This is a genomic window from Streptomyces sp. NPDC111802 (assembly GCF_055634335.1).
In genome coordinates this window covers 186,975-209,281 of sequence record NZ_JBVKCZ010000013.1, presented here as the reverse complement: position 1 = coordinate 209,281, position 22,307 = coordinate 186,975, and the positions used below count along the sequence as shown (strand labels likewise).

Genomic DNA, 22,307 nt, shown 5'->3' with positions numbered 1-22,307 from the left:
GCCGTGGGTCCGCCCCATCGCGCTCCCCGTAAAATCGACCCCACTGTGTCTGACTCCCTAAACGCCCCCGAAGCCCCCCAGCTCGCCGTCCCCGGTCCGACCGAGACCGGAGGCGGGCTCGCGCCTCACGTGCCCGGTGTGTCCGTTCGGCATACCCGGGCCAAGGGGCAGCCGCGGTTCCCCGACGGGCCCAAGGCCGATCCTGCCGGGTCGCACTTCGAGCGGCGGATTCGGAGTTTCCAGCCGCGGCGGAGCAGGGTGACCGCGGGGCAGGCGGACGCCTTGCAGCGGCTGTGGCCCAAGTGGGGCCTGGACATCGACGGGCAGTGCGTCGTCGATCTCGGTGAGCTGTTCGGGAACGAGAACCCGGTCGTCCTGGAGATCGGGTTCGGCATGGGGGAGGCGACCGCGCAGATGGCCGCCGGCGACCCCGGCACCAACATCCTCGCCGTCGACGTCCACACCCCCGGGCAGGGAAACCTCCTCAACCTCGCCGACCACCACGGGCTCAGCAACATCCGCGTGGGCAACGGCGACGCCATCATCCTGCTGCGCGAGATGCTCACCCCCGACTCGCTCGACGGGCTGCGCGTCTACTTCCCCGACCCCTGGCCCAAGAAGCGCCACCACAAGCGGCGGCTCATCCAGCCCGAGTTCCTCAGCCTCGCCGCGACCCGGCTGAGACCCGGCGCCCTGGTGCACTGCGCCACCGACTGGGAACCGTACGCCGAACAGATGCTCGATGTGCTGACCGCGCACCCCGACTTCGAGAACACCCGGTCCGACGGCGGTTTCGCGCCCCGTCCCGAGTTCCGGCCGCTGACCCGTTTCGAGGGCCAGGGACTGGACAAGGGTCATGTCGTGAACGACCTGCTCTTCCGCCGCGTACAGCGGTAGGAGCAGCCGGAAGAACAGCACCGACAGCAGCCCCCCACCGGCGCCCGAGCCCCACTCGCGCTGCTGCGGGCGGCGCCCCTGCCTCGTTAGGGTCAATGCCGTGGCCACCTGTCCCCCGTACCCGACGCACCCCACCGGTCCCACCGGCGGCGCAGTGCGGCACGCGCACTGGTGGCACAAGCGCTGGGTGCGTTACGGCGCGCTCAGCACCCTGCTCGCGCTCTCCGGGCTGGTCATCCTCGCCCTGGTGCGCGAGCAGACCGGCACCGAGGGGTTCCTGGTCGGGCTCGGGCTCGCCGTCCTGCCCGTGCCGCTGCTCGTGGCAGCGTTCCGGTGGCTGGACCGGGTCGAGCCGGGGCCCTGGCGCAATCTGCTGTTCTCCTTCGCCTGGGGTGCCTGCGCGGCGGCGCTGATAGCGATCGTCGCCAACAGTTTCGCGACCAGATGGATAGCGACCGCGACGGCCGATCCGTCGCAGGCGGACACCCTCGGCGCGACCGTCATAGCGCCCGTCGTGGAGGAGCTGGCGAAGGCCGCGGCCGTCCTGCTCGTGTTCCTCTTCCGCCGACGCGACTTCACCGGGATCGTCGACGGTGTGGTGATAGCCGGGGTCACCGCGACCGGTTTCGCCTTCACCGAGAACATCCTCTACCTCGGCACCGCCTTCGGTACCGACCAGCTCACCGGCGACAGCGGCATCGCCTCCGTCACGGCGGCGACCTTCTTCGTCCGCGTGATCATGTCGCCCTTCGCGCACCCGCTCTTCACCGTCCTGACCGGCATCGGCTTCGGCATCGCCGCGCTGTCCGGCGAACGTCAGCACGTACGGCGCGTGCTTCTGCCCCTCTTCGGCCTGCTGCTCGCCATGGGCATGCACGCCCTGTGGAACGGCTCCTCGACCTTCGGCGAGTACGGCTTCTTCGCCGTGTACGCGACCCTGATGGTGCCCGTGTTCGGGCTGCTGACCTGGCTGGTGATCTGGACCCGCCAGCGTGAGCTGAGGACCGTGCGCGAGGAACTGCCCGCCTACGTCGTCGCCGGGTGGCTGTCCCCGAGCGAGCCGTTCGCGCTGGGCTCCATGCGGGACCGCCGGGTGGCCCGGCAGTACGCGCGCCGCCGAGGGGGCCGGCCGGCGGCGCGGACCGTGGCACGGTACGAGGCCTACGCCACGTCGCTGGCGTTCCTACGGCACCGGGGCCGCCGCGGACGGGCCGGCGCGGACTACGTCGTACGGGAACACGAGTTGCTGCACGAGCTGTGGGCGCGGCGGGAGTTCGCACGGCCGGCGCTGGAGCACGCGGTGGCCGCGCAGGCATGGACGGGGTACGGGTACGGGTACGCGGGCCCCGAGCCCGTCCACTGGCAGCCGTACGGGCAGGTGAACGGGCCTGGGTACGCGTCCGGGTACGCGCCCGAGTACGGGTCTGGGTACGGGCCCGGGTACGGGCCGACGGCGCCGTACCCCAGCTACAACCCGTACCGGACGTAGCGGTGGTGGTCGAGGAGGAGAGGCGGATTCAGGCCGACGCCTCCGTGAGCCTCGCCACTTCCTCCTCCGTCAGCCTCAGCTCCGCCACCCCCAGCAGCGCCGGAAGCTGTTCCACCGTCCGCGCCGAGGCGATGGGCGTCGCGACCGTCGGCTGGTTCGCGAGCCAGGCCAGCGCGACCGTCGCCACCGGCACCTCGTGGGACCCGGCCACCTCGTCCAGGGCGGCCAGCACCCGTCGGCCCCGCTCGGTCTCGGCGTGCCGGCCGGCACCCTGGGCGCGGGCACTGTCCACGGTCGTACCGGGGCGGTACTTGCCCGTGAGGAAACCGGACGCGAGGGCGTAGTACGGGACCGCCGCCACACCCTCCCGCTCGGCGAGGTTCTGCAGGTCGCCTTCGTAGGTGTCGCGGGAGACCAGGTTGTAGTGCGGCTGGAGGGCCACGTATCGGGCGAGGCCCTCGCGGTCGGAGAAGGCGAGGGAGGCCGCGAGGCGCTCGGCGGAGATGTTGGACGCGGCGATGTGCCGCACCTTGCCCGCCCGCACCAGCTCGTCAAGGGCGCCGATGATCTCCTCGACCGGCACTTCCGGCTGGTCGTAGTGGGTGTAGTAGAGGTCGATGTGATCGGTGCCCAGGCGACGCAGGGAGGCGTCGGCGGCCGCCTTGATGTTGGCCGCGCTCAGGCCCCGGAAATCGGGGTGCTGGCTGACCTTGGTGGCGATCACGACATCGTCCCGGTTGCCGCGTGCCGTCAGCCAGTTGCCGATGACCGTCTCGGACTCGCCGCCCGCGTTGCCCTCGACCCACGCCGAGTAGACGTCGGCCGTGTCGATGAAGTTGCCGCCCGCCTCTGTGTACGCGTCGAGGACGGCGAAGGACTGGGTCTCGTCGGCGGTCCAGCCGAAGACGTTGCCGCCGAGGCAGAGCGGGTGGACCTCGAGGTCGGAGGAGCCGAGCTTGCGAAGAGAAGTCATGTTCTACGTCAACTGCCGTGCCGGAGCCGATCATTCCGAGCTTGCGACAAAGTCCCGGTAAACACTCCTGGCACACCGAAAACCGGCAGCCCTGACGTCGGGGGGACGCCGTCAGGACTGCCGGGGGTTCAGAAGTGGACGCCTCTCAAGGACCTCAAGGGACTCAGGACCTCAGGGTCTCGTGGCCTCAGGACCTCACGACCTCAGGGCGTGAGGCCCTTGCCCTGCAGCCACGCCATCGGGTCGATGCCGTTCGTGGCGCCGTCGGGGTGCACCTCGAGGTGCAGGTGGGCGCCGGTCACATTGCCCGTGGCACCAACGCGGCCGATGACGTCGCCCGTGTTGACCTTCTGGCCCACGCTGACGCTGATCGAGGACTGGTGCGCGAACCAGAGCTCGGTGCCGTCGTCGAGGGTGATCTCGGTCTTGTAGCCGTACGAGCCGTCCCAGCCGGCGAAGGTGACCGTGCCGGAGTGGATCGCCTTGATCAGCGTGCCGGTGGGGGCGGCGAAGTCGAGGCCGGTGTGGTACCCGGAGGACCAGTAGGCGCCGGCCTGACCGAAGGTCGAGGTGATGGTGTACGAGGAGGTCGGCAGCGTGTACTGCTTGGCCAGCTCGGCGAGGCGCTCGGCCTCGGCCTTCTTGCGGGCCTCCTCCTCGGCGGCGGCCTTCGCGGCGGCGGCCTTCTCCTTGGCCTCCTGCTCCGCCTTGGCGGCGGCCGCGGCGGCCTCCTTCTCGGCGGCGGCAACGGCAGCGGCGGCGGCCTTGCTGTCGATCTGGTCCTGCTGGAGCTCGGCCTGCGCGATGATCCGGCTGCGCAGCGCCTCGCCGGCGTCGGAGCCGCTCTGAGCGGTCTGCTCGGTGGCCTCGCCCATGGTGCTGAGGGCGGTGGCCGTGTCCTCGGCGGCCTCGGAGGAGTCGTCGTCGGAGATCAGCGGCAGGTCGGGCATGGTGATGGCGACCGGCGGCTTGCCGCTGTTCGCGCTGGCCATGCCGCCCGCGCCGACGGCGGCTATGACGCCTACGCCGAGAACCGTGGAGCTGCGGGCGAGTCCCCCGCCGCGCTGCTTGGAGACGCGGTGCCTGCCACGAACGGGACGAATGGACTCCGCGGTGGGGTTCCACTCCTCGAACGGGCCCTCGTCGGTGCGGTAGCTGTCGTAGCCGAAGGTGTCGGTGGTGCGCTGGCTCGGCACGAACGGGGCTTGCGGAGCAGGCCGGTTTGACGCCACGTGGGCGTACTCCTTTCCTTCCTTCTCGCCTACCGGGTTAGCTGACGGGTTCGGAGCAGGAAGGTCTCCTACGCGCGTATACCAACCGTGCTTCCACGGCGGAATCCGTGCGATTCACCCCAGGGTGGTGGTTCCCCGGCTCCCTTGCGGGACTCGGCGCGTGCGCACGGAGCCGCCTCTTGTGACGGCTGGGACGACCGCGCTGCGTTATCGAACGTTAATAGACGCGGGGTGCGGATTCCAAGCTGTTCCACTTGATCATTAACGATTCTCGCCTGGACTTACGGGTCATCAGTGGCCCAAATCGGGCGAGTTGGCCAAGGCTCAGGAATCACACAGGTATTGACGGTATGTCAGTTGTTATGCGGAGGGCGCTCGCCCGATCACATCTGGTGACAACGATCAAGGTCACCTGCAGAAGGGGGCGCCGGTGAAGTCCGTGGGCGTGAGGTGGTCGTACACGGCAGCCGGACGGCCGGGCGTGCCGGCCGGGAAAACACTCAGGGCCGGAACTGATCAGTTCCGGCCCTGAGCCTTCAGTAGCGGGGACAGGATTTGAACCTGCGACCTCTGGGTTATGAGCCCAGCGAGCTACCGAGCTGCTCCACCCCGCGTCGTTGAATCCATAGTACGCCATCCGCAGGACCCGAAGCACACGCCTTTCTTTCAGGGCCGGAGCGGGGGTCTGGGGGCGCGGCCCCCAGGGACGGGACGGGCAAGGGCGGCGGGGGCGAGAAGAAGCCCGGCCTCAGCCCAGCAGATGCCCGTTCGGTGCCATCGCCCGCTCCTCGTACTCCGCGAGCACCACCACATCCACGCCCTCCCCCGCCAGCACCCCGCTCCCATCGGCTCCGACCACGAACGTGTCCGGCTCCCGCCAAGCCGTCACCACCCTGCGCACCCCCGCCTCAAGAATCAGCCGCGCACACGGCACCGGCCGCGACGCACGCCGCGTACAAGGCTCCAGGCTGCTGTACACCGTCGCCGACGCCAGCCTCGGATCCCCCGCCGGGATCTTCGCCAGCGCCGCCTCCTCCGCATGCACCACGGGATCACCGCCCTCCCTGGAGTACCCGCGCGCCAGTTCCGTCCCGTCGGCCGCCACCACCACCGCCCCGACGCTGAACGCCGTCTTTGAGGGCGGGCACTGCGCCGCCAGCTCGCACGCCAGCCCCAGCCAGTGCCGATCCGCGGCGGAGGGAAGCTCACCGGCACCCGGCGCCGTCGGCTCGTAACGCATCAGCACCACGTCCTCGATCCGCCGCGTCTCGACCAGTCGCAGCCGTCCACCCTGATACCCACCCGGCCCGAACAGCCGCGGCGCCCGCGCATCCCCCACGAACAGCGGCGCCAGCACCAGCTGCAACTCGTCCGCCAGCCCCTGCTGGATCAGCTGGGTGTGGATCTTGCCGCCCCCCTCGACCATCAGCCGCTCGACGCCGCGCACCTCACGCAGATGCGCCAGCAGGGGCCGCCAGTCCAGTTCATCGCCCAGCGCGACGACGTCCGCTTCGACCGGCGCCCGCCGCAGCCGCTCCGCGCCCTTCGCCGTCGTATAGACGATCTTGTCGCCGCCCGTGTGCCAGAAGTTCGCGGCCGGATCCAGCTCGCCCGTCGCGCTGACCGTGACCTTCAACGGATACTCCGGCTTCCCCGCCGCCACCCGCGCGGCCCGCCGTTCGGCCGAGTTCACCAGCAGCCGCGGGTTGTCCGCCCGGATCGTGCCGGCACCGATCAGAATCGCGTCCACGGAGGCCCGCACCTCGTCGACCCGGTCGAAGTCGGCCGGGCTGGACAGCAGCAGGCGGTCGGGAGTCGTGTCGTCGAGGTAGCCGTCCAGGGAGACGGCGGCGGACAGCAGGACGTAGGGGTACGACGGCATGGGCGCGCTCTCCGACTCTACGGTCTGGCTATACGGTCTGGGTCTTGGTTCAACTTTGAAACAAACCTACACTGGTCCTATGACGACTCGCTGGCTCACCCCCGAGGAGCAGCGCGCCTGGCGCGCGTACATCGCCGCCGCCGCGCTCGTGGAGGACGCGCTGGACCGGCAGCTCCAGCAGGAGGCCGGCATGCCTCACGTGTATTACTCCATCCTCGCCACGCTCTCCGAAAGCCCGGAGCGCCGACTGCGCATGACCGACCTCGCGGAGGGGCTGAAGATCACCCGTAGCCGGCTGACCTACGCCGTCACCCGCCTGGAGAAGGACGGCCTGGTGCGGCGCGAGGACTGCCGCTGGGACAAGCGGGGCAGCATCGCGGCCCTCACCGACCAGGGGATGCGGGTCCTGGAGCAGGCGGCCCCGGGTCATGTCGAGACCGTACGGTCGCTGCTCTTCGACCGACTGTCCCCGGAGCAGGTCGGCCAGCTGGAGGAGATCTTCACGGCGATCGGCGAGGGGTTCCACGGGGAGGACGCGCATGCCGCCCCGGACGACGTGCCCTGGCGCAGGCGCTCCAACAAGCCCTGTTCGTGATCCGCGCGACAAATCTGTTGCTTCAAATTTAAAGCATGGGGTAGGGTCCTGGCCGAGCTGCTGATTCAAATCTGAAGCAGATGGCCACGCACGGAACCCGGAGACCCCGCATGCCCGACTTCCCCGCCGCCGCCACCCAGCGCGCCCGCGTCCGGGTCCCGCTGCGCTTCCAGGACGGCTACCGCGTCGACGCCGAACTCGTCACCTTCCACGGCCTGGCGGACGGCCTGGAGCATGTGGCCGTCGTCCTCGGCGCCCCGGCCCCCGGCACCACCCCGCTGGTCCGCCTGCACTCCGAGTGCCTGACCGGCGATGTCTTCGGCTCGGCCCGCTGCGACTGCGGCCCCCAGCTGCGTGAGGCCGTCGAGCGCATCGCCGAGCGCGGCGGAGTGCTGCTGTACCTGCGTCAGGAGGGCCGCGGCATCGGCCTCTACAACAAGCTCGACGCGTACGCCCTCCAGGACCAGGGCCTCGACACCTACGCCGCGAACGCCGCCCTGGGCCTGCCCGAGGACGACCGCGACTACACGGCCGCCGCCCAGATGCTCACTGCCCTCGGCGTCGGCGAACTGGACCTGCTGTCCAACAACCCCGACAAGGCCGACCAGCTGCGCGGCCTCGGCATCGAGGTCAAGGACCGCGTCCCCACCGGCGTCTTCGCCACCCCGGACAACGTCCGCTATCTGCGCGCGAAGGTCCTCCAGACCCAGCACACGCTCCCGCTGGGAGACCTCACGAAGCTCAGCGTGGGCTGAGCTAGGCAGCGAGCACCGGGCAGGACAGGAGGGGGCGGGCGCATCGGACGCCCGCCCCACCGTCGTCGTATGCACGTGTACGACGACTCATCTTCACCAGCCGTACCTCACCGAAGAGTTGCCGCCTAGAACTAGAACGACCTGGTGTCGTTCACAGGCGGAGCAGTCGTTGGGTGATCTCCCGGTACTGCCTCAGCGCGAGATGGAGTTCGGCGGCCTGCGTTTCGGGGTCCTGGTTCTCCCAGCCCTCGCGGAGGGCACGCCGCTGCTCGGCGAGGGCGCCCATGAGCTGGGCGGTGGCCTCGTCGAAGGCGCCTTCGGCCTCCTCCAGTGACTCACGCGGAGCGTCGGGGAACGTGTTGAGGGCCCGCCCGAGGCGCCGGACGATCTTGTCCCGCTCGTCCGCCGGGAGCAGCGGTGCCGGGCCGGGGGCGCGGCGTCCCGTGGCGCCGCGGGGCTGGTCCGCGGGCTGTTGAGCGCGTGTCTGGTCGTACATCGAGTGCCGCTTTCCTATGCGTTGTGCCGGATTTCCGGAGCGGCGCGGCGCTGGGCCGTGCCGTCTGTCGACGTCCGGCGTCGACCCGTGTCAGCAGGATGCCGCTTGCGAAGCAGACGCGGTTGTTACACAGCCGAGAGTACGGTGGAGCAAGCGAGGCCCTTTCGTATGCCGGAACTCGAACCGGCTCCGGACCGCCCACTCGTGTTCCAGCCCTCGTGTTCCGGCCCTCGCGTTCCAGCTCTCGTGTTCCAGTGAGTCCACCAGACCACATTCCCTCTACAGCACGCCACCCGTCCTAGGGGCAGCCCCTGACTCCGGCCGCGCCATCCGCATCAAGGCCGAGGAGTCCCGTATGCCGCTCAGCCCGGCCCTCCCGACGGCGGTCCCGCCCGCGCGCGACGGTGGTGAAGGGCTGTACGCCACGGTGACAGCGGTGACAGCGGTGACCGTCGTCCCGCCGCTCCTGCCTCTCCTTGCGCTCGGCGGCACGCAGAACATCAGCCACTCGTCCACGTACGTCAGTTGGCAGGAGCTCTCATGCCCACCGCAGTGCAACCCCCGCTTCCCTCCCATCCTCTCCTGCGCCTGCGACTGGCACCTCATGGCGCCATGCCCCGTCCCATCGACGGAGCGTGGTGGCCCCGTTCGTACGACCTGCTCGCCGAACTCCCCTGGCTGCTCGCCGGGTTGCCGCGCGCGTGGGGCCACATCACCAGCGTCACCGTCAACGGGGCGGTGTGGTCCGTGACGCCCCGCCGGATGCTCGTCGCCAACCAGGTCGTACGACTGCGCAGGAGCCTCACGGCATCCGCCCCGCACACCATCGTCCTGCTCACCCCCGGCCGGGGACGCTGGGACCTGCTGGTCGTGCCTCCGGACACGCCCGAGGAGGCCGCGGAACCGATCATGGCGGCCGCGGCGGACGACCACGCGTGACGCGACCCACCGCGTGCCGGCCTCCGGGCCTGCGGGGCGGGCCCGTTCCGCGATCCCGTCCCGCGGGCCGCGCGGCGCGGGCTTAGTCAAGGACCGCGAGGTGATCTGCGGCGCCACCGTGCCACTCGAGCATGAAGAGGGTGGCGTCGTCGCTGGTGTGCCCGCCCCGTTCCCGCTCCAGCGCGTGGGAGAGACGCCGCAGATCGCCCCGTACCCCCTGCGACGGCTCTTCTCCCAGGCGGTTGACGCAGTGGATGAGGCGGTCCTCGCCGAACGGCTCGCCGCCGGCGACGTGCTCCTCGATGATGCCGTCGGTGTAGCACAGCAGCCGGTCGCCCGGCTGGAGCAGGTCTTCTCGGATCCGGGGCTCCTCGCCGCCGAAGCCGACGGGCAGCGTCGTCGCGCTCTCCAGCTGCCGCTCGACCCGGCCTTCGCGGATCAGTAGCGGCGCGGGGTGGCCCGCGTTGACCAGTTCCAGCTCACCGGTGGCGATGTTGAGGTGCATCAGCTGGGCGGTGGCGAAGTGGTCGGGTCCGAACTGCTGGGAGATGGCGTCGTCCATGTACGCGTACTTCTCGGCCAGGCTGACGAACATACGCCGGGCATGCCGGTAGGCGCCGATGGCCACCGTCGCCATGGTGGCGGCGTCCAGGCCGTGGCCCATGGCGTCGATCACGGCGATGTGCAGGATGTCGTCGTTGAGGGCGTAGTCGAAGCTGTCACCGGCGACGCGGTAGGCGGGCTCCAGGATGCCCGCCACCTCGACCTGCGGCACGGTCATCGACAGCGGCGGCAGCAGGCTCCACTGGATCTCCGCCGACACGCTCATCGGCTCCCGGCGCCGGGCCAGGAAGAACAGGTCGGTGTAGGCGTTCTTGGTGACCAGCATGTCGGCGACCACGCCGGCGAACCGCAGCAGCAGGCGCCGGTCCTCATCGCGGACAGCGTCCAGGGTCAGGGCCAGCACCCCCACCTGGTCATTGCCGTCCAGCAGCGGCAGATACATCCGCACGCCGCCGTGGACCTGCGGAACCTCGACGACGTCCACGCGCAGGAACGCGCGGCCCGCGGGCGAGTCGACCACCGGCTGGGGCCGGCCGACGTGCAGCCCGCTGCCCGCGAGCGGCACCAGCAGCTCCTGCGCGTAGTCCAGGAGCAGGATGGAGACGTCACGGCCGCCGATCCTGGCCACTTCCTCCGCGACCACGGGGGCGACCAGCTTTGGCTGCATCAGTCGTGCCCTGTCCAGCAGCGGGCCGATCAGCCACTCGCCGAGCCCCTCCGACCGGTCCACGTTCTCGTCGCCCATGACCCGCCTCGCCACCTCCCTCCCCCTGCGACCGCCTCCGCACAACGTGACCTTGGACCGCCGCCGGAGCGGCTCATTACTCCATGCGCGGCATGTCGTCCCGACCCGCGCCGGCCGCGCATACGGAACGAGCCCTGTGGCGAGGACAGTTCGGCCTGGCGGCCGTTCAAGGCCAAGCCGGACGCCGGCGACAGCATGGAGCCCGCCCGCACCCGCACACCGACGGTCCGCTGTGCCGGGGGTGTGGACGTACGGTCCCGCCGCGGTACGCCACGGGTCCACGGGTGCGGTCCCCGCCGCCCATGGGCCCATTCGTCCCCGGTTTCGGCGGGAGGCGGATGACCGGGTCGTACCCGGTCCGGCGGGCATACGGTGGGGACAGGCACTGAGCGCAGTCGCGCAGCTGTCCGTACACCGTCGACGCAAAGCATCGGCGGTCGGCGCACGGGGTCCCGCACCCCGCATCGCGCCGATGGACAGTCTTCACACCGCAGCCCTAGGACCTGCGGGGCATCATGCGAACGACCGCGTCGGCACCAGCCGGGGTCAGAAGTCAGGTTCGGTCAATGAGCCCCGGCCGGTTTCCGCCCCGTGTTCCGCCGGGACGTCTCTCACGCCCGTCCCGGTCATCGGAGGGATTTCGTGCCGAGACGGAGGCTCCCCGCCCCGCCCGGGGCCGGACGAGCCGGGCCGCCGGGCGCCGTGACGGTACGCCCCGGCGGCCTTCGACGTGTCCGGCGTCCAAGATGCCACGGCGATGCTCGGACGCGCTGATGCCGCGAGGTACCCGGAGTAGCGTGGTCACAGCGAGGCGAATCGCGTGTTCGCACCGGATCCGGAACGAGGGTGGTCTCTGTGACCCACTCCGAGTCAGCCCCTGGTCCTCGGAACTTGCCGAGTGGTGTGCACCATGCCGTGCGGCCGGGGACTGTACTGCTCCGGCTGGAGACGACGGCATCGCGCGAAGGCATCCTCGACGGCGCGTGGTGGCCGCGATCGCGTGACATCGGTGCGGAGTTGCCCGCGCTGCTGAGCGCACTCACTCCGCAACTCGGCCCGCTGACCCGTGTCGGGCTGGACGCCGCGGCCTGGGACGGGCTCCCGACGAGGATCGTTGTGGACGAGCGGGTGGTGCACATCGACTCCTTCCCGGTGGGTGACGGCACTGTCCTGATCACCCGTGGCGAGACAGACGTGTTCTCGCTGCTGGTGGTCCCGCCGGACGCGACCCCCGAGGCCGCCCACGCGGCGATGGCCCAGGCTGCCCGAGCCGACAATCTCAGCGCGGCGGAGCAGATCCTCATCGACACGGGCACCAGGCAGACGCCGTAGCAGTGACGGGCGGACCGAGCCGTCCCACGGCCGAGACCGCGGTGCGCACACGGGCGGCTGGGTCGGCCGGTGAAGAACCGCCCGTCGGCGAAAGAGCTGCCCGTCCCCTCACTCCCTCAGGTGCGCTCAGGTGCCCTCAGGTGCCCTCAGCACGCGCCAGGATGCGCTCGGCCGACAACGAGTTCCACGGATCGGCGGCGTCGGTCAGCAGCCGCTCGGCCGTTCCGACCGGCTCGTCGGGGGGGATGACCAGGAGTTCCCACCGCCCCACGGTGCCGCAGTCCAGGACGATGGCGTGCTCCTCCTCGGCGGCGTAGCTCAGGACGACCTCGATCAGGTGGTCCGGCGCCGACATCGTCCGCGGGGAGTCGGCCCATGTCGCGGCACCCACCGTGACGCGGGTGACCGTGCCGTGGCCGGGGTCCAACGAGCCCACGAGGGCAGGCAGTTCCAGTTCCAGGGCGTCACAGCGTGGCCACCATGCTCCGTCCAGCGGACCGTGGCTGGCCTCCGGCGTGAGGCTCAGTCGGGACAGCGGCATCCGGTACGTGTGCGCGTCACCCGGTGGGGTGCTTCCGGCGGGCGTCGTGGGGGAGTCCATCGCGCGGTCCCGTCCCGGGCAGCCTCGGACCGCCCTCGTTCGTCACTCGCCGGGAACGGCGCCTCGTGATCGTGCGCCCGACGTGTTCTCGGTCCCTCCCAGGCTACGCCCGGCGCGGCCGGGCGGCCCGAGGCGCAGGCACCGCAGGTCCGCTCCCCCGGGACAGGGTCAGCACCCGAGGCGCGCCCAGGCCCGGCAGCCCGACCAGCTCTCCGTGGTCCCGCCAGCCCCAGGACTCGTAGGCGGACCGCCCGGCCCGGTCGGCGGGGTGAAGCAGGGCGACCCCGACGGTGGCGTGCCGGTCGGCCAGCAGGCGTTGTTGCAGGAGGCGGCCGATGTCGCGGTGCTGGGCATGGTGCTGCGCCACGACCTGGGTGAGGAGCAGGAACCCGGTGCCGCCGGTGAGCCGACCGATGCACTCCTGCAGCCCCAGCTCGGAGCGGCCGCCGGGGCTCACCGGAAATCCGAAGGCACATCCCACCAGCACCGTCGTCTCGGCGAGCAGCAAGGCGAAGCCGGGCCGTCGTGCGCTGCCGGCAAGCCGCCGCAGGAAGTCGACCCGCGCTCGGTGCGCCTGGCCGGAGGAGCCCGCGGCGGGTGCCACGGCCAGGTCGGCGATGTCCTCGCTCATCGCCTCGGCCTGCCAGCGAGTCAGCCGGCGCAGACGAATACCGTCCTTGATCACCGGCGTATCACCGCGGTCGCCGGACGCGCGTGTCCCTCCGGCCGACGAAGCCGACGAAACCGAAGAAGACGTGTCCAGCAGGCCGTGAAGCAGTTCGGGTGGCACCGGGCTGGCGGGGGCCGCGAGAAGCAGGGGAGCGGAGCCGGTGACGGCGAGGAGCCGGGTGATCTGGGCGCACGGATGGTGCAGCCGCAGCGCGGCGTGCACCCGGTCGGCACGCCGTGACGCCGTCAGGAACACGTCCAGGCCCTTGGCGTCGCAGGAGCCGACGGTGGTGAGATCGACGTCGATGACGGTCATGCCGTCGCGCAGGCACTGCTCCAGCGCGGCCCGCAGCAGCGGCGCCGTGGCCGGCCCCACCTCGCCCAGGAGCGTGACCAGGGCCCGCTCCCCCTTGTCACGCCGGTGGATGTCCAGTCGCCGCACCGCGATCACCCCGCCCCCTGGCAGGGATGCACAACGACCAGAGAAGGGCGCGGAGTTGCAGTCATCGCGGCGTACATGATGCCGACCCGTCTCCGCACCGTCCGCTCGGGCGGCCCGGGGTTCGTCTCGCGCCGAGGGCGACCCGGCAGACGGCCGGAATGCGCGATGCCCTCGGTATCTCCACCGTACGCCGCCGACGGCCCCGACCCGCAGTATCAGACGGGCTCGTCCGAACCGAGCGCACCGCCTGCCTACCGGCTCATGAAGACATCCGGGGGCAGACGGCCCACTCGTGGGGCACACTGCCTGGCTCCACGCCCATCTCGGGTACCCGCTGAGCCGGGCCACACACAATCCGCCGCGGCCACGCACACTCCCCGCCCACACATCGCTCACGCACGGGCCCGAGAACGAATCAGCGCCCAACCCGACCGAAGCCGACTCAGGGGCTACGTAGCAGGTCAGAGGCCTAGCGGCGGTGGCGAAAGATTGGGCGTTTGCTGGTCTGCTGCTGTCGCTTCGCTGGGCTTGCTCTGGAAGGCGTGTTTCTAGGGTCGTTGACGTTCCCCCGGAGTTCCGGCCCCGGACTCCGCACCTCGACTGCTCTGGAGACACCTGATGCGTGCAGTGCCCCGTCGCGCCCTGGTCGCCGTTCCCTCCGCCGTGCTGATGTTCGCGCTCGTCGCCTGTGGCGGCGGATCCGACTCCGGTGATTCCGCCGCCGGCGCGAGCAATACGCAGACTGCCGCTCCCGCCGAGGACGAAGCCGCGGAAGCCGGAGGCGGCGATGCGGTGGAGACGCCGCTGACCGGCGAGGCGAAGGAGAAAGCAGAGGCGGCGGCGCTGGCGGCCTATCCCGGCACGGTGGTCAAGTCCGAGAAGGACGCGGAGAACCCCGGGATGTACGCGGTGGAGATCAAGAAGGCCGACGGCAGTGAGGTCGAGGTCTACCTCGACCCCGCGACGTACAAGGTCGTCAAGACCAAGGACGAGGAGGCGGACGAGGCCGGCAGCTGACCCCTGGCCCGCCCGAAGGGAGGAGCGCCATGCCCACCGACCCCGCACCGGCCCCGGAGCCGGAGATCGACGCGACGGCGGCGCTCACCGCGCACGCCCTCGGCTCGGCGGAGGGTGGCTGTGGAGACCGGTACGGGGAGGACGCTTTCGACTACCCCGACCCTCCCTCGCCCGCTCCGGCGCAGTCGTGGTCGGCGGATGAACCGCCGCCCGGCTTCGCGTCGACGACAGCCCCCGCCGATGAGGAGCCGGACAGCGCGGCCGTGAGGCGGCGGCACGCGGATGGAGACCGTGCGCGCCTGGCGGGCCGGTGGCAGCAAACGGCCGCCCGGCCCGGGCGGGCCCTGATGGTCACCGCCGCGCTGGTGGCGATGGGCGGCTTCGGTGCCGCTCTGTCGATGGTGAGTGACACGGTCTCCTCCGATTCGGTGCCCAGCGACTCCGGCGGTACCCCTCAGGTCTCCGCGCCGAAGTCGCCCGCCGAGCCGTCTCTTCCTCCGGATGCCACGGCCTCCGCCTCGCCCCCCGCCGCTGGTGGAGCCGGCGGAGACGGTGTCTCTGCTACTCCGCCCCCGACCGGCCTCCGGCCCGGTGCCGGCGAACAGGGCGACGACGAGCACGACGAGGACGGGCGGGAGGACGGCGACCGCGCCGACGACGGCTGACTCCCCTCGGCGGCCGGCGCTGTCACTGCCTCGGTATGCCGCCGACGTCGCGGCGCATCATCCGTTTCCCCAGGTCCCAGGCGGGTTCTCGTGAACACCCCAACTCCCGTGACACAGCTGTGCGAGCCTGTCGCCATGCGGCTGCTGTTGATCGAAGACGACGACCGGATCGCCCAACCGCTCACCGAGGGACTGGGCCGCTACGGCTTCACCGTGGACCGGGTGCGCACCGGCGCCGCCGGGCTCACCTCCGACGGCTCACCCGATCTGGTCCTGCTCGACCTCGGGCTGCCGGACATGGACGGCCTGGATGTGTGCCGCGGCCTGCGGGCCCGCTCCCCCATCCCGATCATCATGATCACCGCCCGGGGCGAGGAGGCCGACCGGGTGGCAGGGCTGGAGCTCGGCGCGGACGACTACATGGCCAAGCCGTTCGGCGTACGGGAGTTGGTGGCCCGTATCCGCGCGGTCACCCGCCGCACCGGTGCCCTGCCCGCGGTCCCGACGGCACCGGATGCGACCTCCGCGATACCCGCGGCGGCACCCGCGCCCCAACAGCTCGGCCCGCTGCAGATCGACCGGCGCACCCGCCAGATACATCTCGACGGCAGCGAAGTCGCATTGTCCCCGAGGGAGTTCGACCTGCTCGCGTACCTCGCCCAGGACCCCGGCGCGGTCCACTCCCGTCAGCAGATCATGGACGCGGTGTGGGACCCGCACTTCTTCGGCCCCACCAAGACCCTCGACGCCCACGTCGCCGCCCTGCGCCGCAAACTCGGCGATCCGGGCTGGGTCACGACCGCGCGCGGCGTCGGTTTCCGCCTGACCGTGCCCGGGGATCCGCCGCCCGAGGTCACTCGATGACCCGGCGCCTGCTGTACAGCTACCTCGGCCTGGCCCTGCTCGTGCTGGCCGGCCTGGAGATCCCGCTCGGCTACCTCTACGCCCGTGGGGAGACCGACCGCTTCGCCCAGACCGTCGAGCGGGACGCGACGATGCTCGCCGAGGTCACCGAGGAGAACATCGAAGAGGGCAACACCGCGGAACTGCCCACCTTGATCAACGACTACACCGCCCGCACCGGCGGCCAGGTCATCGTGGTCGATCGCGCGGGCGTGGTGCTGGCCGCCTCCGGTGCTGCCGTCCCCGCCGGAACGAACCTGTCCGCCGAGCCGGACATCGCCACCGCACTGAACAACCAGCCCACCACCGGCACCCGCACCGGCGCCGACGGCGGCGAGGCGCTCTACGCCACCCAGCCCGGCACCTCGGGCACCACGATCCGCGGGGCGCTCCGGGTGACGTACCCGATGACGATGGTCACCGACCGCAACCACACCATCTGGCTCGCCCTCGCGCTGGCCGGGGCCTCCATCCTGGCCGCGGTCGCCCTGGTCGCCTTCACCCTGGCCCACTGGATCACCCGGCCGCTGCGCACCCTGCACCGCGCCACCACTCAGCTCGCCGACGGCCGCCTGACCAACCCGCCCGACGCCACCAGCGGCCCACCCGAACTACGCGAACTGGCCGCCTCGTTCACCCACACCGCCACCCGCCTGCAACAACTACTCGACTCTCAGCAGGCGTTCGCCGGAGAGGCCTCCCACCAGCTCAAGACCCCGCTGACCGCGCTGCGACTGCGGCTGGAGAACCTCGAGCCCTACCTCGACCCGCGCGCCCACGACAGCCTGGACGAAGCCGTGGGCGAGGTCGAACGGCTCGGGCGCATGGTGCACGGGCTGCTCGCCCTGGCCCGCCTGGAGAACACGGCCACCACACCGGAGGCCACCGACCTGGACGCCGTACTGGCCGACCGTGCCGCGATGTGGGAGTCGCTCGCCGCCGAACAGCACGTCACACTCGCCGTCACCGGAACGCCGGCGGGCCGGGTCTGGGCGATCCCCGGGGCACTGGAACAGGTCATCGACAACCTGGTCGCCAACGCGCTGCGAGTCTCCCCGCCCGGCACCACGCTCACCCTCACCCGCGCACCCGGCGCGGAACTCCACATCATCGACCAGGGCCCCGGCATGCCGCCGGCGGACCGGGAGCGGGCTTTCGACCGATTCTGGCGGGCCTCGGACTCCCACCACGACGGCACCGGCCTGGGCCTGCCCATCGTGCGCCACCTGATCCGTGCCTCCGGCGGCGAGATCACCCTGCACTCCGCCCCCGGCAGCGGCCTGGACGCACACGTCCGCCTCCAACCCGCTCCACCACCAGGCGCGTTCGCCGGCGCTCGGCGCACCGCCAGGGGCTCGTCCCGCTCGGCCGGGGCGGCGGCGACCACGCGGTGACAGCGGCGGCCCGGGAGCCGGCCGCGGATGCCGGCCGCGGTGTGGTGAATGAGGTGGATCAGGGGCGGTCCTTGCGGGGGTGGAGAAGTCGGAGGCGGACCTGGAGCGGGCCAAAGCCGATCCGCAGGCCACGGGCCCACACGCTCACGCATCGCCACGCACGATCCCGAAAACGAAGCAGCGCCCAACCCGACCAAAGTCGACTCAGGCGCTGCGTAGCAGGTCAGAGGCCATATCCCCCGCCTACCACCGGTAGGCCCTGTGGGACTCGAACCCACAACCAATGGATTAAAAGTCCACTGCTCTGCCAATTGAGCTAAGGGCCCAGGCGATGTTGCCACCCCGAGCATAGCCCGACGTGGCCGTGTCTCCGATCGGGTATCGGGGTCACGGCCGCGTCGGCGGTGGTGCAGGAGGTGGAGAGGGGGGTGGAATGAGCGCGCACGTGCCGACGTGCTACGGATCCGCCGGTTCGGGCGCCCCCGCGCGAGCGGCCTCGCGGGCGAGGGTGCGCTCGTGGTCGGGGTTCAGGAACCAGTGCCGGGCCGAGGCCAGCCACCAGATCCAGGCGAAGCCGAGGACGACCAGGACGGCGACCGGGGCGTAGTTGAAGGTCTCCCAGGTCACCGGCGACACCTGCGGCAGCATGAACAGCACCGTGATCACGCCGACCCAGACCACCGCCACCACCCCCACGGCGCCCGACCAGCGGCCCAGATGCCAGGGCCCGCGCTCGAAGGTGTCCCCCTTGCGCACCCGGAGCAGCGTCGGGATGACGTACGCGATGTACAGGCCGATGACCGCGATCGAGGTCACCGCCGCGTAAGCCGTGACGTTGATCAGATACGGCAGGCCGAGGACCAGCGCCCCACCCGCCGCCAGCCACACGGCGGCCACCGGCGTCCTGGTGCGCGGGCTGACCGTGTGCCAGATGTGCGAGAACGGCAGGGCGCCGTCGCGTGAGAAGGCGTAGATCATGCGGCTGTTGGCCGTCACGGACGCCATTCCGCAGAACAGCTGCGCCCCGATGACGACCAGCAGCAGCAGTTTGCCCGCCGTCACGCCCAGCGCGTCCAGCAGGATCTGCGCCGGCGGCGCCCCCGTCGGGGACGTGAGGGCACCCTCGTAGGACTGGATCGCGAAGGTGAAGCCGAGCAGGAGGACGAAGCCCGCTATCCATGACGTCCAGATCGACCGCACGATGCCCTTCAGGCCCGCCGTCGAGGCGTCATGCGTCTCCTCGGTCATATGGGCCGAGGCGTCGTAGCCGGTGAAGGTGTACTGGGCCATCAGCAGACCCACCAGAACCACGTACACCCCACTGCCCCAGCCCGTGTTGTTCACGAACTCGCCGAACACGAAGGACGCCGACTGGTGCCGGTCCGGTACGAAGGCCAGCGCGCCGACGATCACCGCGACGCCCAGCACATGCCACCACACGCTGATGGTGTTGAGCAGGGCCACGATCCGCACGCCGAAGGTGTTCAGCAGGCCGTGCAGCACGAGGATGCCCGCGAAGAGCAGGATCGTCCTGCCGGGGGTCACCTCGAAGTCGAACTGCAGGTTCAGATACGCGCCCAGGAACGAGGCGGCCCCGAAGTCGATGCCCGCCGTCACCGCCACCTGGCCGAGCACGTTGAACCAGCCCGTGAACCACGCCCAGGCCGCGGCGGTCCGCTTCGGCGCCAGCCGGTGCGCCCAGAAGTACAGGCCGGCCGAGGTCGGGTACGCCGAGCAGATCTCGGCCATCGACAGTCCCACGAACAGCGTCATCAGGCCGACGGCCACCCAGCCCCAGGTGATCACCGCCGGGCCGCCCGTGTTCATGCCGAACAGATACAGCGTCAGACAGCCCGACAGCACCGAGATGATCGTGAAGGAGACCGCGTAGTTGGAGAACGCCGACATGCGGCGGGCGAGAACCTGCGTGTAGCCGAGCTGGGCCAGCCGCTCTTCGTCGGAGAGTCTTCCGTCCGACGGCCCGCTCGCTATGGCGTCATCTGTCATGTCCCCAGCGATTCCCTCGCTGGGGACATGACATGCGTCACAACATGGCTAAAAGATGCCCTTGTAGCCCTGCCAGCCGCTCGCGATCTTCACGCGCGGCCCGAACGTCCCGTTCCCGGTCCCGGGATTGCGGTACAGGTTGCCCGCGGTGTCCCGCGCGACCAGGTCGTTCTTCCCGTCCCCGGTGATGTCGCCGACGCCGACCACGACGTTGTACGACGCCCCCCACCCGGACGCGATCTTCACCCGCGCCTTCAGCTTCCCGTCGCCCGCCCCGTCGAGCCGGTACAGCGCCCCGTACTTGTCGTGCGCCAGCACATCGCCGTACCCGTCGCCGGTCAGATCCCCGGCGCCGACCATCCGCGTGTAGCCCTTCCAGGCCGAGGCGATCTTCACGCGCGCCCTCAGCTTCCCGGCGCCGTCGTTCGCGAACACGAAGACGTCACCCGTGGACTTCTGACGCGCCAGCAGATCGGTACGGCCGTCCCCGGTGAGATCGCCGGGCGCGGTGAGGACGTCGTACGCGTTCCAGCCCGTCCCGAGCGAGGTGTGACTGCTCGACGGGCTGTACGACGACCCGCACTTGCCCGCGTACCGGCGCAGCTCCCCGCCGGGCGTCCGCACCAGCATCTCCGCGCACCGGTCGCCGCCCATGTCGCCGAACGGCACGGCCACCGTCCCGGCGGGCCAGCCGGAGGCGGACTGCTTCCAGTCGAACGTCCCCTTGCCCTCGGTGTAGTGCAGGGTCAGACCGCCCGAGGAATTGAGGGTGACCAGCTCCCCGTAGCTGTAGCCGCCCTGGTCGTGATGGCCCTGGCGGCCGCCGGAGAGCCCGATGGTGCCGCTGGTCGTGTAGGTGCCGCCGCCCTCGATCGCGGAGGCGGTCAGGGTCCAGGAGTAGCGGCCGTTGAAGGCGTACGTCCCCGCGTTCGTCTTCCCGGTCCAGCCGACCTCGGCCTGGGCTCCGGTCCCGGTGCTGGTGTACGCGACACGGCCGACGGAGTCCTTCGCCGTGTACTTCCAGGACGCCGGCTTGTTGAACTGCCAGGTGCTGAGCCAGGAGTCGTCCTTGGCGTTCAGGTAGGGGTCGTCCTGGTCCGCCTCGATCACCGCCAGCGCCGACGAGGGCACACCGCTCGGCACGATCCGGATCGCCTTGTCCTGGCCGACGTACGCGATGTCGCCGCCGAACTTGTCCACGGCCCAGGTCAGCCGCCGCTGATCGGCGGTGTTCCCGGCCGGCAGGTCCGCGATCTCGCGCGCCGTGGCGGCCGTTCCGGTGTGGAAGTCGGTGAGCAGCAGCTTCCCGGCCGTCCGGTCATGCCGGACGAGGTAGCCGTCGCCCACGAGGACCGGGCCGGACGGAATGGTGATCTTCTTCTCCGCCGCACGGTCGTACACGCCTGCCGCGCCCGTGGACCCGCAGTTCCAGTAGACCCAGCGGCCCACCACCTGAAGCTCCTTGACCGTGCAGGGTGCGCCCGTGGCGAGCGTCTCGACGGTCTTCTTCTGCTCCAGGTCGTACGCGGTGACGGTGCCGGCACCCGTGCCCGGCGTCCACAACCGCGAGCCCCACACGGAGGCGGCGGTGACGGAGCGGGTGAGGCGGACGTCCTGGTACCGGAAGGCGCTGGTGGCGTCGGCGTACTGCTTGCCGGTGGATGCCGCGTCGTAGACGAAGTAGCGGCCCGTGATGTCCGCGAACCTGCCGCCGGTCACTGCGGGTTCGTCCGCCGCGTGGAAGCTGTTGGGGCCCGTCAGGATCTGCGCGTACTCCTTGCCGTCGTCGACGAGGAAGGTGCCGATGTTTCCGTTCCCGGCCGCCCGCAGCACCACACAGGAGCCGGCGTCGCACGGCACCCTCTTCAGGTGGCTGCCGTCCACGAACGTGCCGGCATTGCCCCAGAAGCTCAGGTCGCCCGCAGAGGCGCCGTCCGCGGAGATCGGGCGGCTCATGACGAACTGTTCACCGTTCGGGACACTCTCGACCGTCGTCAGGACGCCGCCCGCGAAATCGATGCCCCACACGCCGTCCACCGTCCGGACGGGCGTGGGTGTGTCCGCGGCAGCCGGTACCGCGGTGGTCAGCGAACCGGCGCTCAAGGCTGCCAGGCCGACCAGGAAAGAGCGTGCGCGCACGCGCCGGGCCAAGGGTCCCTCCCCAGGGAAATGAGAGCGAGGCAGGCGCGCCCGCGTCGAATCCCCCCGGCCGCGCACCTCAAGAAAGTCAGCGGATGCTAACAACCGCCGCACAGGCAGCGGTAGTCGAAAAGAGAACGGCTGCCCCCAGTGCCGTCCCACGACACGCGAAGGGCCCGTACGACCGGAGTCGTACGGGCCCTTCAGGATCGGTTCAGCAGGCGTCAGCCGTTGCGCTTCCAGCGCGGCTTGTCCTCGCGGCGCCCGAAGGAGCCGCCGCCACGGTGGTCGTCACGGCGGGCGGCCGGGCGCTCGTGGCCGCCGGAGCGGAAACCGGGACGGTCGTCGCGACGGTCACGGTTGAAGGGACGGTCGCTGCCACGGTGACCGCCGCGCTCGTCCCGGCGCTCGAAGGAGCGACCGGCCGGCCGGTCGTCCCGGCGGAAGCCGCCACGGTCGTCACGGCGCTCGAAGGGACGGCCACCACGGTCACGGTCGAAGGAACGGCCGCCACGGTCGTCGCGACGGTCATCGCGACGGAAGCCGCCACGGTCGTTGTCCCGACGCTCGA

19 protein-coding genes, 2 tRNA genes, 1 pseudogene and 1 riboswitch are annotated in these 22,307 nt (G+C 70.9%); of the genes and pseudogenes, 10 read left to right on the top strand and 12 right to left on the bottom strand.

The window, feature by feature from the left end:
* Positions 1-45 precede the first annotated feature (45 nt).
* Positions 46-897, top strand: coding sequence for a tRNA (guanosine(46)-N7)-methyltransferase TrmB (gene trmB, locus ACZ7NC_RS17260; RefSeq protein ID WP_471489038.1), 852 nt, complete (start codon positions 46-48; stop codon positions 895-897).
* A gap of 100 nt (positions 898-997) precedes the next feature.
* Complete coding sequence (locus ACZ7NC_RS17255) at positions 998-2,386, top strand: PrsW family intramembrane metalloprotease (RefSeq protein WP_471489036.1); 1,389 nt, start codon at positions 998-1,000, stop codon at positions 2,384-2,386.
* 28 nt (positions 2,387-2,414) lie between these two features.
* Here the strand turns inward: ACZ7NC_RS17255 and ACZ7NC_RS17250 are convergent, their stop codons facing one another.
* The 4 genes from ACZ7NC_RS17250 to ACZ7NC_RS17235 all read right to left on the bottom strand — a co-directional run bounded on the left by ACZ7NC_RS17250 (position 2,415) and on the right by ACZ7NC_RS17235 (position 6,473).
* Positions 2,415-3,359 carry an aldo/keto reductase gene (locus tag ACZ7NC_RS17250; protein ID WP_471489034.1) on the bottom strand — a complete coding sequence of 315 codons (945 nt, stop codon included), beginning with the start codon at positions 3,357-3,359 and terminating at the stop codon, positions 2,415-2,417.
* A gap of 203 nt (positions 3,360-3,562) precedes the next feature.
* Positions 3,563-4,591 carry a M23 family metallopeptidase gene (locus tag ACZ7NC_RS17245; RefSeq protein ID WP_471489032.1) on the bottom strand — a complete coding sequence of 343 codons (1,029 nt, stop codon included), beginning with the start codon at positions 4,589-4,591 and terminating at the stop codon, positions 3,563-3,565.
* A gap of 11 nt (positions 4,592-4,602) precedes the next feature.
* Positions 4,603-4,760, bottom strand: a riboswitch (cyclic di-AMP (ydaO/yuaA leader).
* Positions 4,761-5,131: 371 nt separating this feature from the next.
* A tRNA-Met gene (locus ACZ7NC_RS17240) sits at positions 5,132-5,205 on the bottom strand.
* Positions 5,206-5,339: 134 nt separating this feature from the next.
* Positions 5,340-6,473, bottom strand: coding sequence for a dihydrofolate reductase family protein (locus ACZ7NC_RS17235; RefSeq protein WP_471489031.1), 1,134 nt, complete (start codon positions 6,471-6,473; stop codon positions 5,340-5,342).
* 79 nt (positions 6,474-6,552) lie between these two features.
* On the opposite strand from ACZ7NC_RS17235, the gene ACZ7NC_RS17230 reads away from it, so the two are divergent.
* Complete coding sequence (locus tag ACZ7NC_RS17230) at positions 6,553-7,068, top strand: MarR family winged helix-turn-helix transcriptional regulator (RefSeq protein ID WP_471489029.1); 516 nt, start codon at positions 6,553-6,555, stop codon at positions 7,066-7,068.
* Between the two features lie 110 nt (positions 7,069-7,178).
* Positions 7,179-7,823 (top strand): GTP cyclohydrolase II, encoded by a 645-nt coding sequence (locus ACZ7NC_RS17225; RefSeq protein ID WP_471489027.1) that lies wholly within the window; start codon positions 7,179-7,181, stop codon positions 7,821-7,823.
* Between the two features lie 151 nt (positions 7,824-7,974).
* Here ACZ7NC_RS17225 and ACZ7NC_RS17220 read toward each other — a convergent pair whose 3' ends face one another.
* On the bottom strand, positions 7,975-8,319 hold the full coding sequence (locus ACZ7NC_RS17220) for a hypothetical protein (RefSeq protein ID WP_471489025.1): 345 nt from the start codon (positions 8,317-8,319) through the stop codon (positions 7,975-7,977).
* A 612-nt stretch (positions 8,320-8,931) separates the two neighbouring features.
* Here ACZ7NC_RS17220 and ACZ7NC_RS17215 point away from each other — a divergent pair.
* Entirely contained in the window at positions 8,932-9,258 is a 327-nt protein-coding gene (locus ACZ7NC_RS17215) for a DUF5994 family protein (RefSeq protein WP_471489023.1), read from the top strand.
* Between the two features lie 82 nt (positions 9,259-9,340).
* Here ACZ7NC_RS17215 and ACZ7NC_RS17210 read toward each other — a convergent pair whose 3' ends face one another.
* Positions 9,341-10,567, bottom strand: coding sequence for a PP2C family protein-serine/threonine phosphatase (locus ACZ7NC_RS17210; RefSeq protein ID WP_471489021.1), 1,227 nt, complete (start codon positions 10,565-10,567; stop codon positions 9,341-9,343).
* A gap of 915 nt (positions 10,568-11,482) precedes the next feature.
* Between ACZ7NC_RS17210 and ACZ7NC_RS17205 the strand changes: the two genes are divergently transcribed.
* Positions 11,483-11,899 (top strand): DUF5994 family protein, encoded by a 417-nt coding sequence (locus tag ACZ7NC_RS17205; RefSeq protein ID WP_471489019.1) that lies wholly within the window; start codon positions 11,483-11,485, stop codon positions 11,897-11,899.
* A gap of 136 nt (positions 11,900-12,035) precedes the next feature.
* On the opposite strand, the gene ACZ7NC_RS17200 is transcribed toward ACZ7NC_RS17205, so the two are convergent.
* The gene (locus ACZ7NC_RS17200; RefSeq protein WP_471489017.1) at positions 12,036-12,500 is read right to left on the bottom strand and encodes a DUF5994 family protein; all 465 of its coding nucleotides are present in this window, start codon (positions 12,498-12,500) and stop codon (positions 12,036-12,038) included.
* A 103-nt stretch (positions 12,501-12,603) separates the two neighbouring features.
* Entirely contained in the window at positions 12,604-13,611 is a 1,008-nt protein-coding gene (locus tag ACZ7NC_RS17195) for an STAS domain-containing protein (RefSeq protein ID WP_471489015.1), read from the bottom strand.
* A 618-nt stretch (positions 13,612-14,229) separates the two neighbouring features.
* On the opposite strand from ACZ7NC_RS17195, the gene ACZ7NC_RS17190 reads away from it, so the two are divergent.
* From ACZ7NC_RS17190 to ACZ7NC_RS17175, 4 genes are all read left to right on the top strand, one after another.
* A complete protein-coding gene (locus tag ACZ7NC_RS17190; RefSeq protein WP_471489013.1) occupies positions 14,230-14,628 on the top strand; it encodes a PepSY domain-containing protein in 399 nt (132 codons plus the stop codon).
* Positions 14,629-14,657: 29 nt separating this feature from the next.
* Entirely contained in the window at positions 14,658-15,293 is a 636-nt protein-coding gene (locus ACZ7NC_RS17185) for a hypothetical protein (RefSeq protein WP_471489011.1), read from the top strand.
* A gap of 135 nt (positions 15,294-15,428) precedes the next feature.
* Positions 15,429-16,157, top strand: coding sequence for a response regulator transcription factor (locus tag ACZ7NC_RS17180; protein WP_471489009.1), 729 nt, complete (start codon positions 15,429-15,431; stop codon positions 16,155-16,157).
* The gene (locus ACZ7NC_RS17175) at positions 16,154-17,590 is read left to right on the top strand and encodes a sensor histidine kinase (protein ID WP_471489007.1); all 1,437 of its coding nucleotides are present in this window, start codon (positions 16,154-16,156) and stop codon (positions 17,588-17,590) included. Before ACZ7NC_RS17180 ends, ACZ7NC_RS17175 begins: the two co-directional genes overlap by 4 nt.
* A 253-nt stretch (positions 17,591-17,843) precedes the next feature.
* On the opposite strand, the gene ACZ7NC_RS17170 is transcribed toward ACZ7NC_RS17175, so the two are convergent.
* The 4 genes and pseudogenes from ACZ7NC_RS17170 to ACZ7NC_RS17155 all read right to left on the bottom strand — a co-directional run.
* A tRNA-Lys gene (locus tag ACZ7NC_RS17170) sits at positions 17,844-17,916 on the bottom strand.
* Between the two features lie 130 nt (positions 17,917-18,046).
* Positions 18,047-19,597 carry an amino acid permease gene (locus tag ACZ7NC_RS17165; protein WP_471489005.1) on the bottom strand — a complete coding sequence of 517 codons (1,551 nt, stop codon included), beginning with the start codon at positions 19,595-19,597 and terminating at the stop codon, positions 18,047-18,049.
* A gap of 48 nt (positions 19,598-19,645) precedes the next feature.
* Positions 19,646-21,736 carry an FG-GAP repeat domain-containing protein gene (locus ACZ7NC_RS17160; protein WP_471489003.1) on the bottom strand — a complete coding sequence of 697 codons (2,091 nt, stop codon included), beginning with the start codon at positions 21,734-21,736 and terminating at the stop codon, positions 19,646-19,648.
* 224 nt (positions 21,737-21,960) lie between these two features.
* Positions 21,961-22,307 (bottom strand): annotated as a pseudogene (locus tag ACZ7NC_RS17155) (DEAD/DEAH box helicase); the annotation flags it as partial.

Bases quoted from the DNA above. Each gene is read 5' to 3' on its own strand.
- ACZ7NC_RS17250 (WP_471489034.1), bottom strand. From the start codon at position 3,359: ATGACTTCTCTTCGCAAGCTCGGCTCCTCCGACCTCGAGGTCCACCCG.
- ACZ7NC_RS17235 (WP_471489031.1), bottom strand. From the start codon at position 6,473: ATGCCGTCGTACCCCTACGTCCTGCTGTCCGCCGCCGTCTCCCTGGAC.
- ACZ7NC_RS17230 (WP_471489029.1), top strand. From the start codon at position 6,553: ATGACGACTCGCTGGCTCACCCCCGAGGAGCAGCGCGCCTGGCGCGCG.
- ACZ7NC_RS17225 (WP_471489027.1), top strand. From the start codon at position 7,179: ATGCCCGACTTCCCCGCCGCCGCCACCCAGCGCGCCCGCGTCCGGGTC.
- ACZ7NC_RS17220 (WP_471489025.1), bottom strand. From the start codon at position 8,319: ATGTACGACCAGACACGCGCTCAACAGCCCGCGGACCAGCCCCGCGGC.
- ACZ7NC_RS17215 (WP_471489023.1), top strand. From the start codon at position 8,932: ATGCCCCGTCCCATCGACGGAGCGTGGTGGCCCCGTTCGTACGACCTG.
- ACZ7NC_RS17210 (WP_471489021.1), bottom strand. From the start codon at position 10,567: ATGGGCGACGAGAACGTGGACCGGTCGGAGGGGCTCGGCGAGTGGCTG.
- ACZ7NC_RS17200 (WP_471489017.1), bottom strand. From the start codon at position 12,500: ATGGACTCCCCCACGACGCCCGCCGGAAGCACCCCACCGGGTGACGCG.
- ACZ7NC_RS17190 (WP_471489013.1), top strand. From the start codon at position 14,230: ATGCGTGCAGTGCCCCGTCGCGCCCTGGTCGCCGTTCCCTCCGCCGTG.
- ACZ7NC_RS17185 (WP_471489011.1), top strand. From the start codon at position 14,658: ATGCCCACCGACCCCGCACCGGCCCCGGAGCCGGAGATCGACGCGACG.
- ACZ7NC_RS17180 (WP_471489009.1), top strand. From the start codon at position 15,429: ATGCGGCTGCTGTTGATCGAAGACGACGACCGGATCGCCCAACCGCTC.
- ACZ7NC_RS17175 (WP_471489007.1), top strand. From the start codon at position 16,154: ATGACCCGGCGCCTGCTGTACAGCTACCTCGGCCTGGCCCTGCTCGTG.
- ACZ7NC_RS17165 (WP_471489005.1), bottom strand. From the start codon at position 19,597: ATGACAGATGACGCCATAGCGAGCGGGCCGTCGGACGGAAGACTCTCC.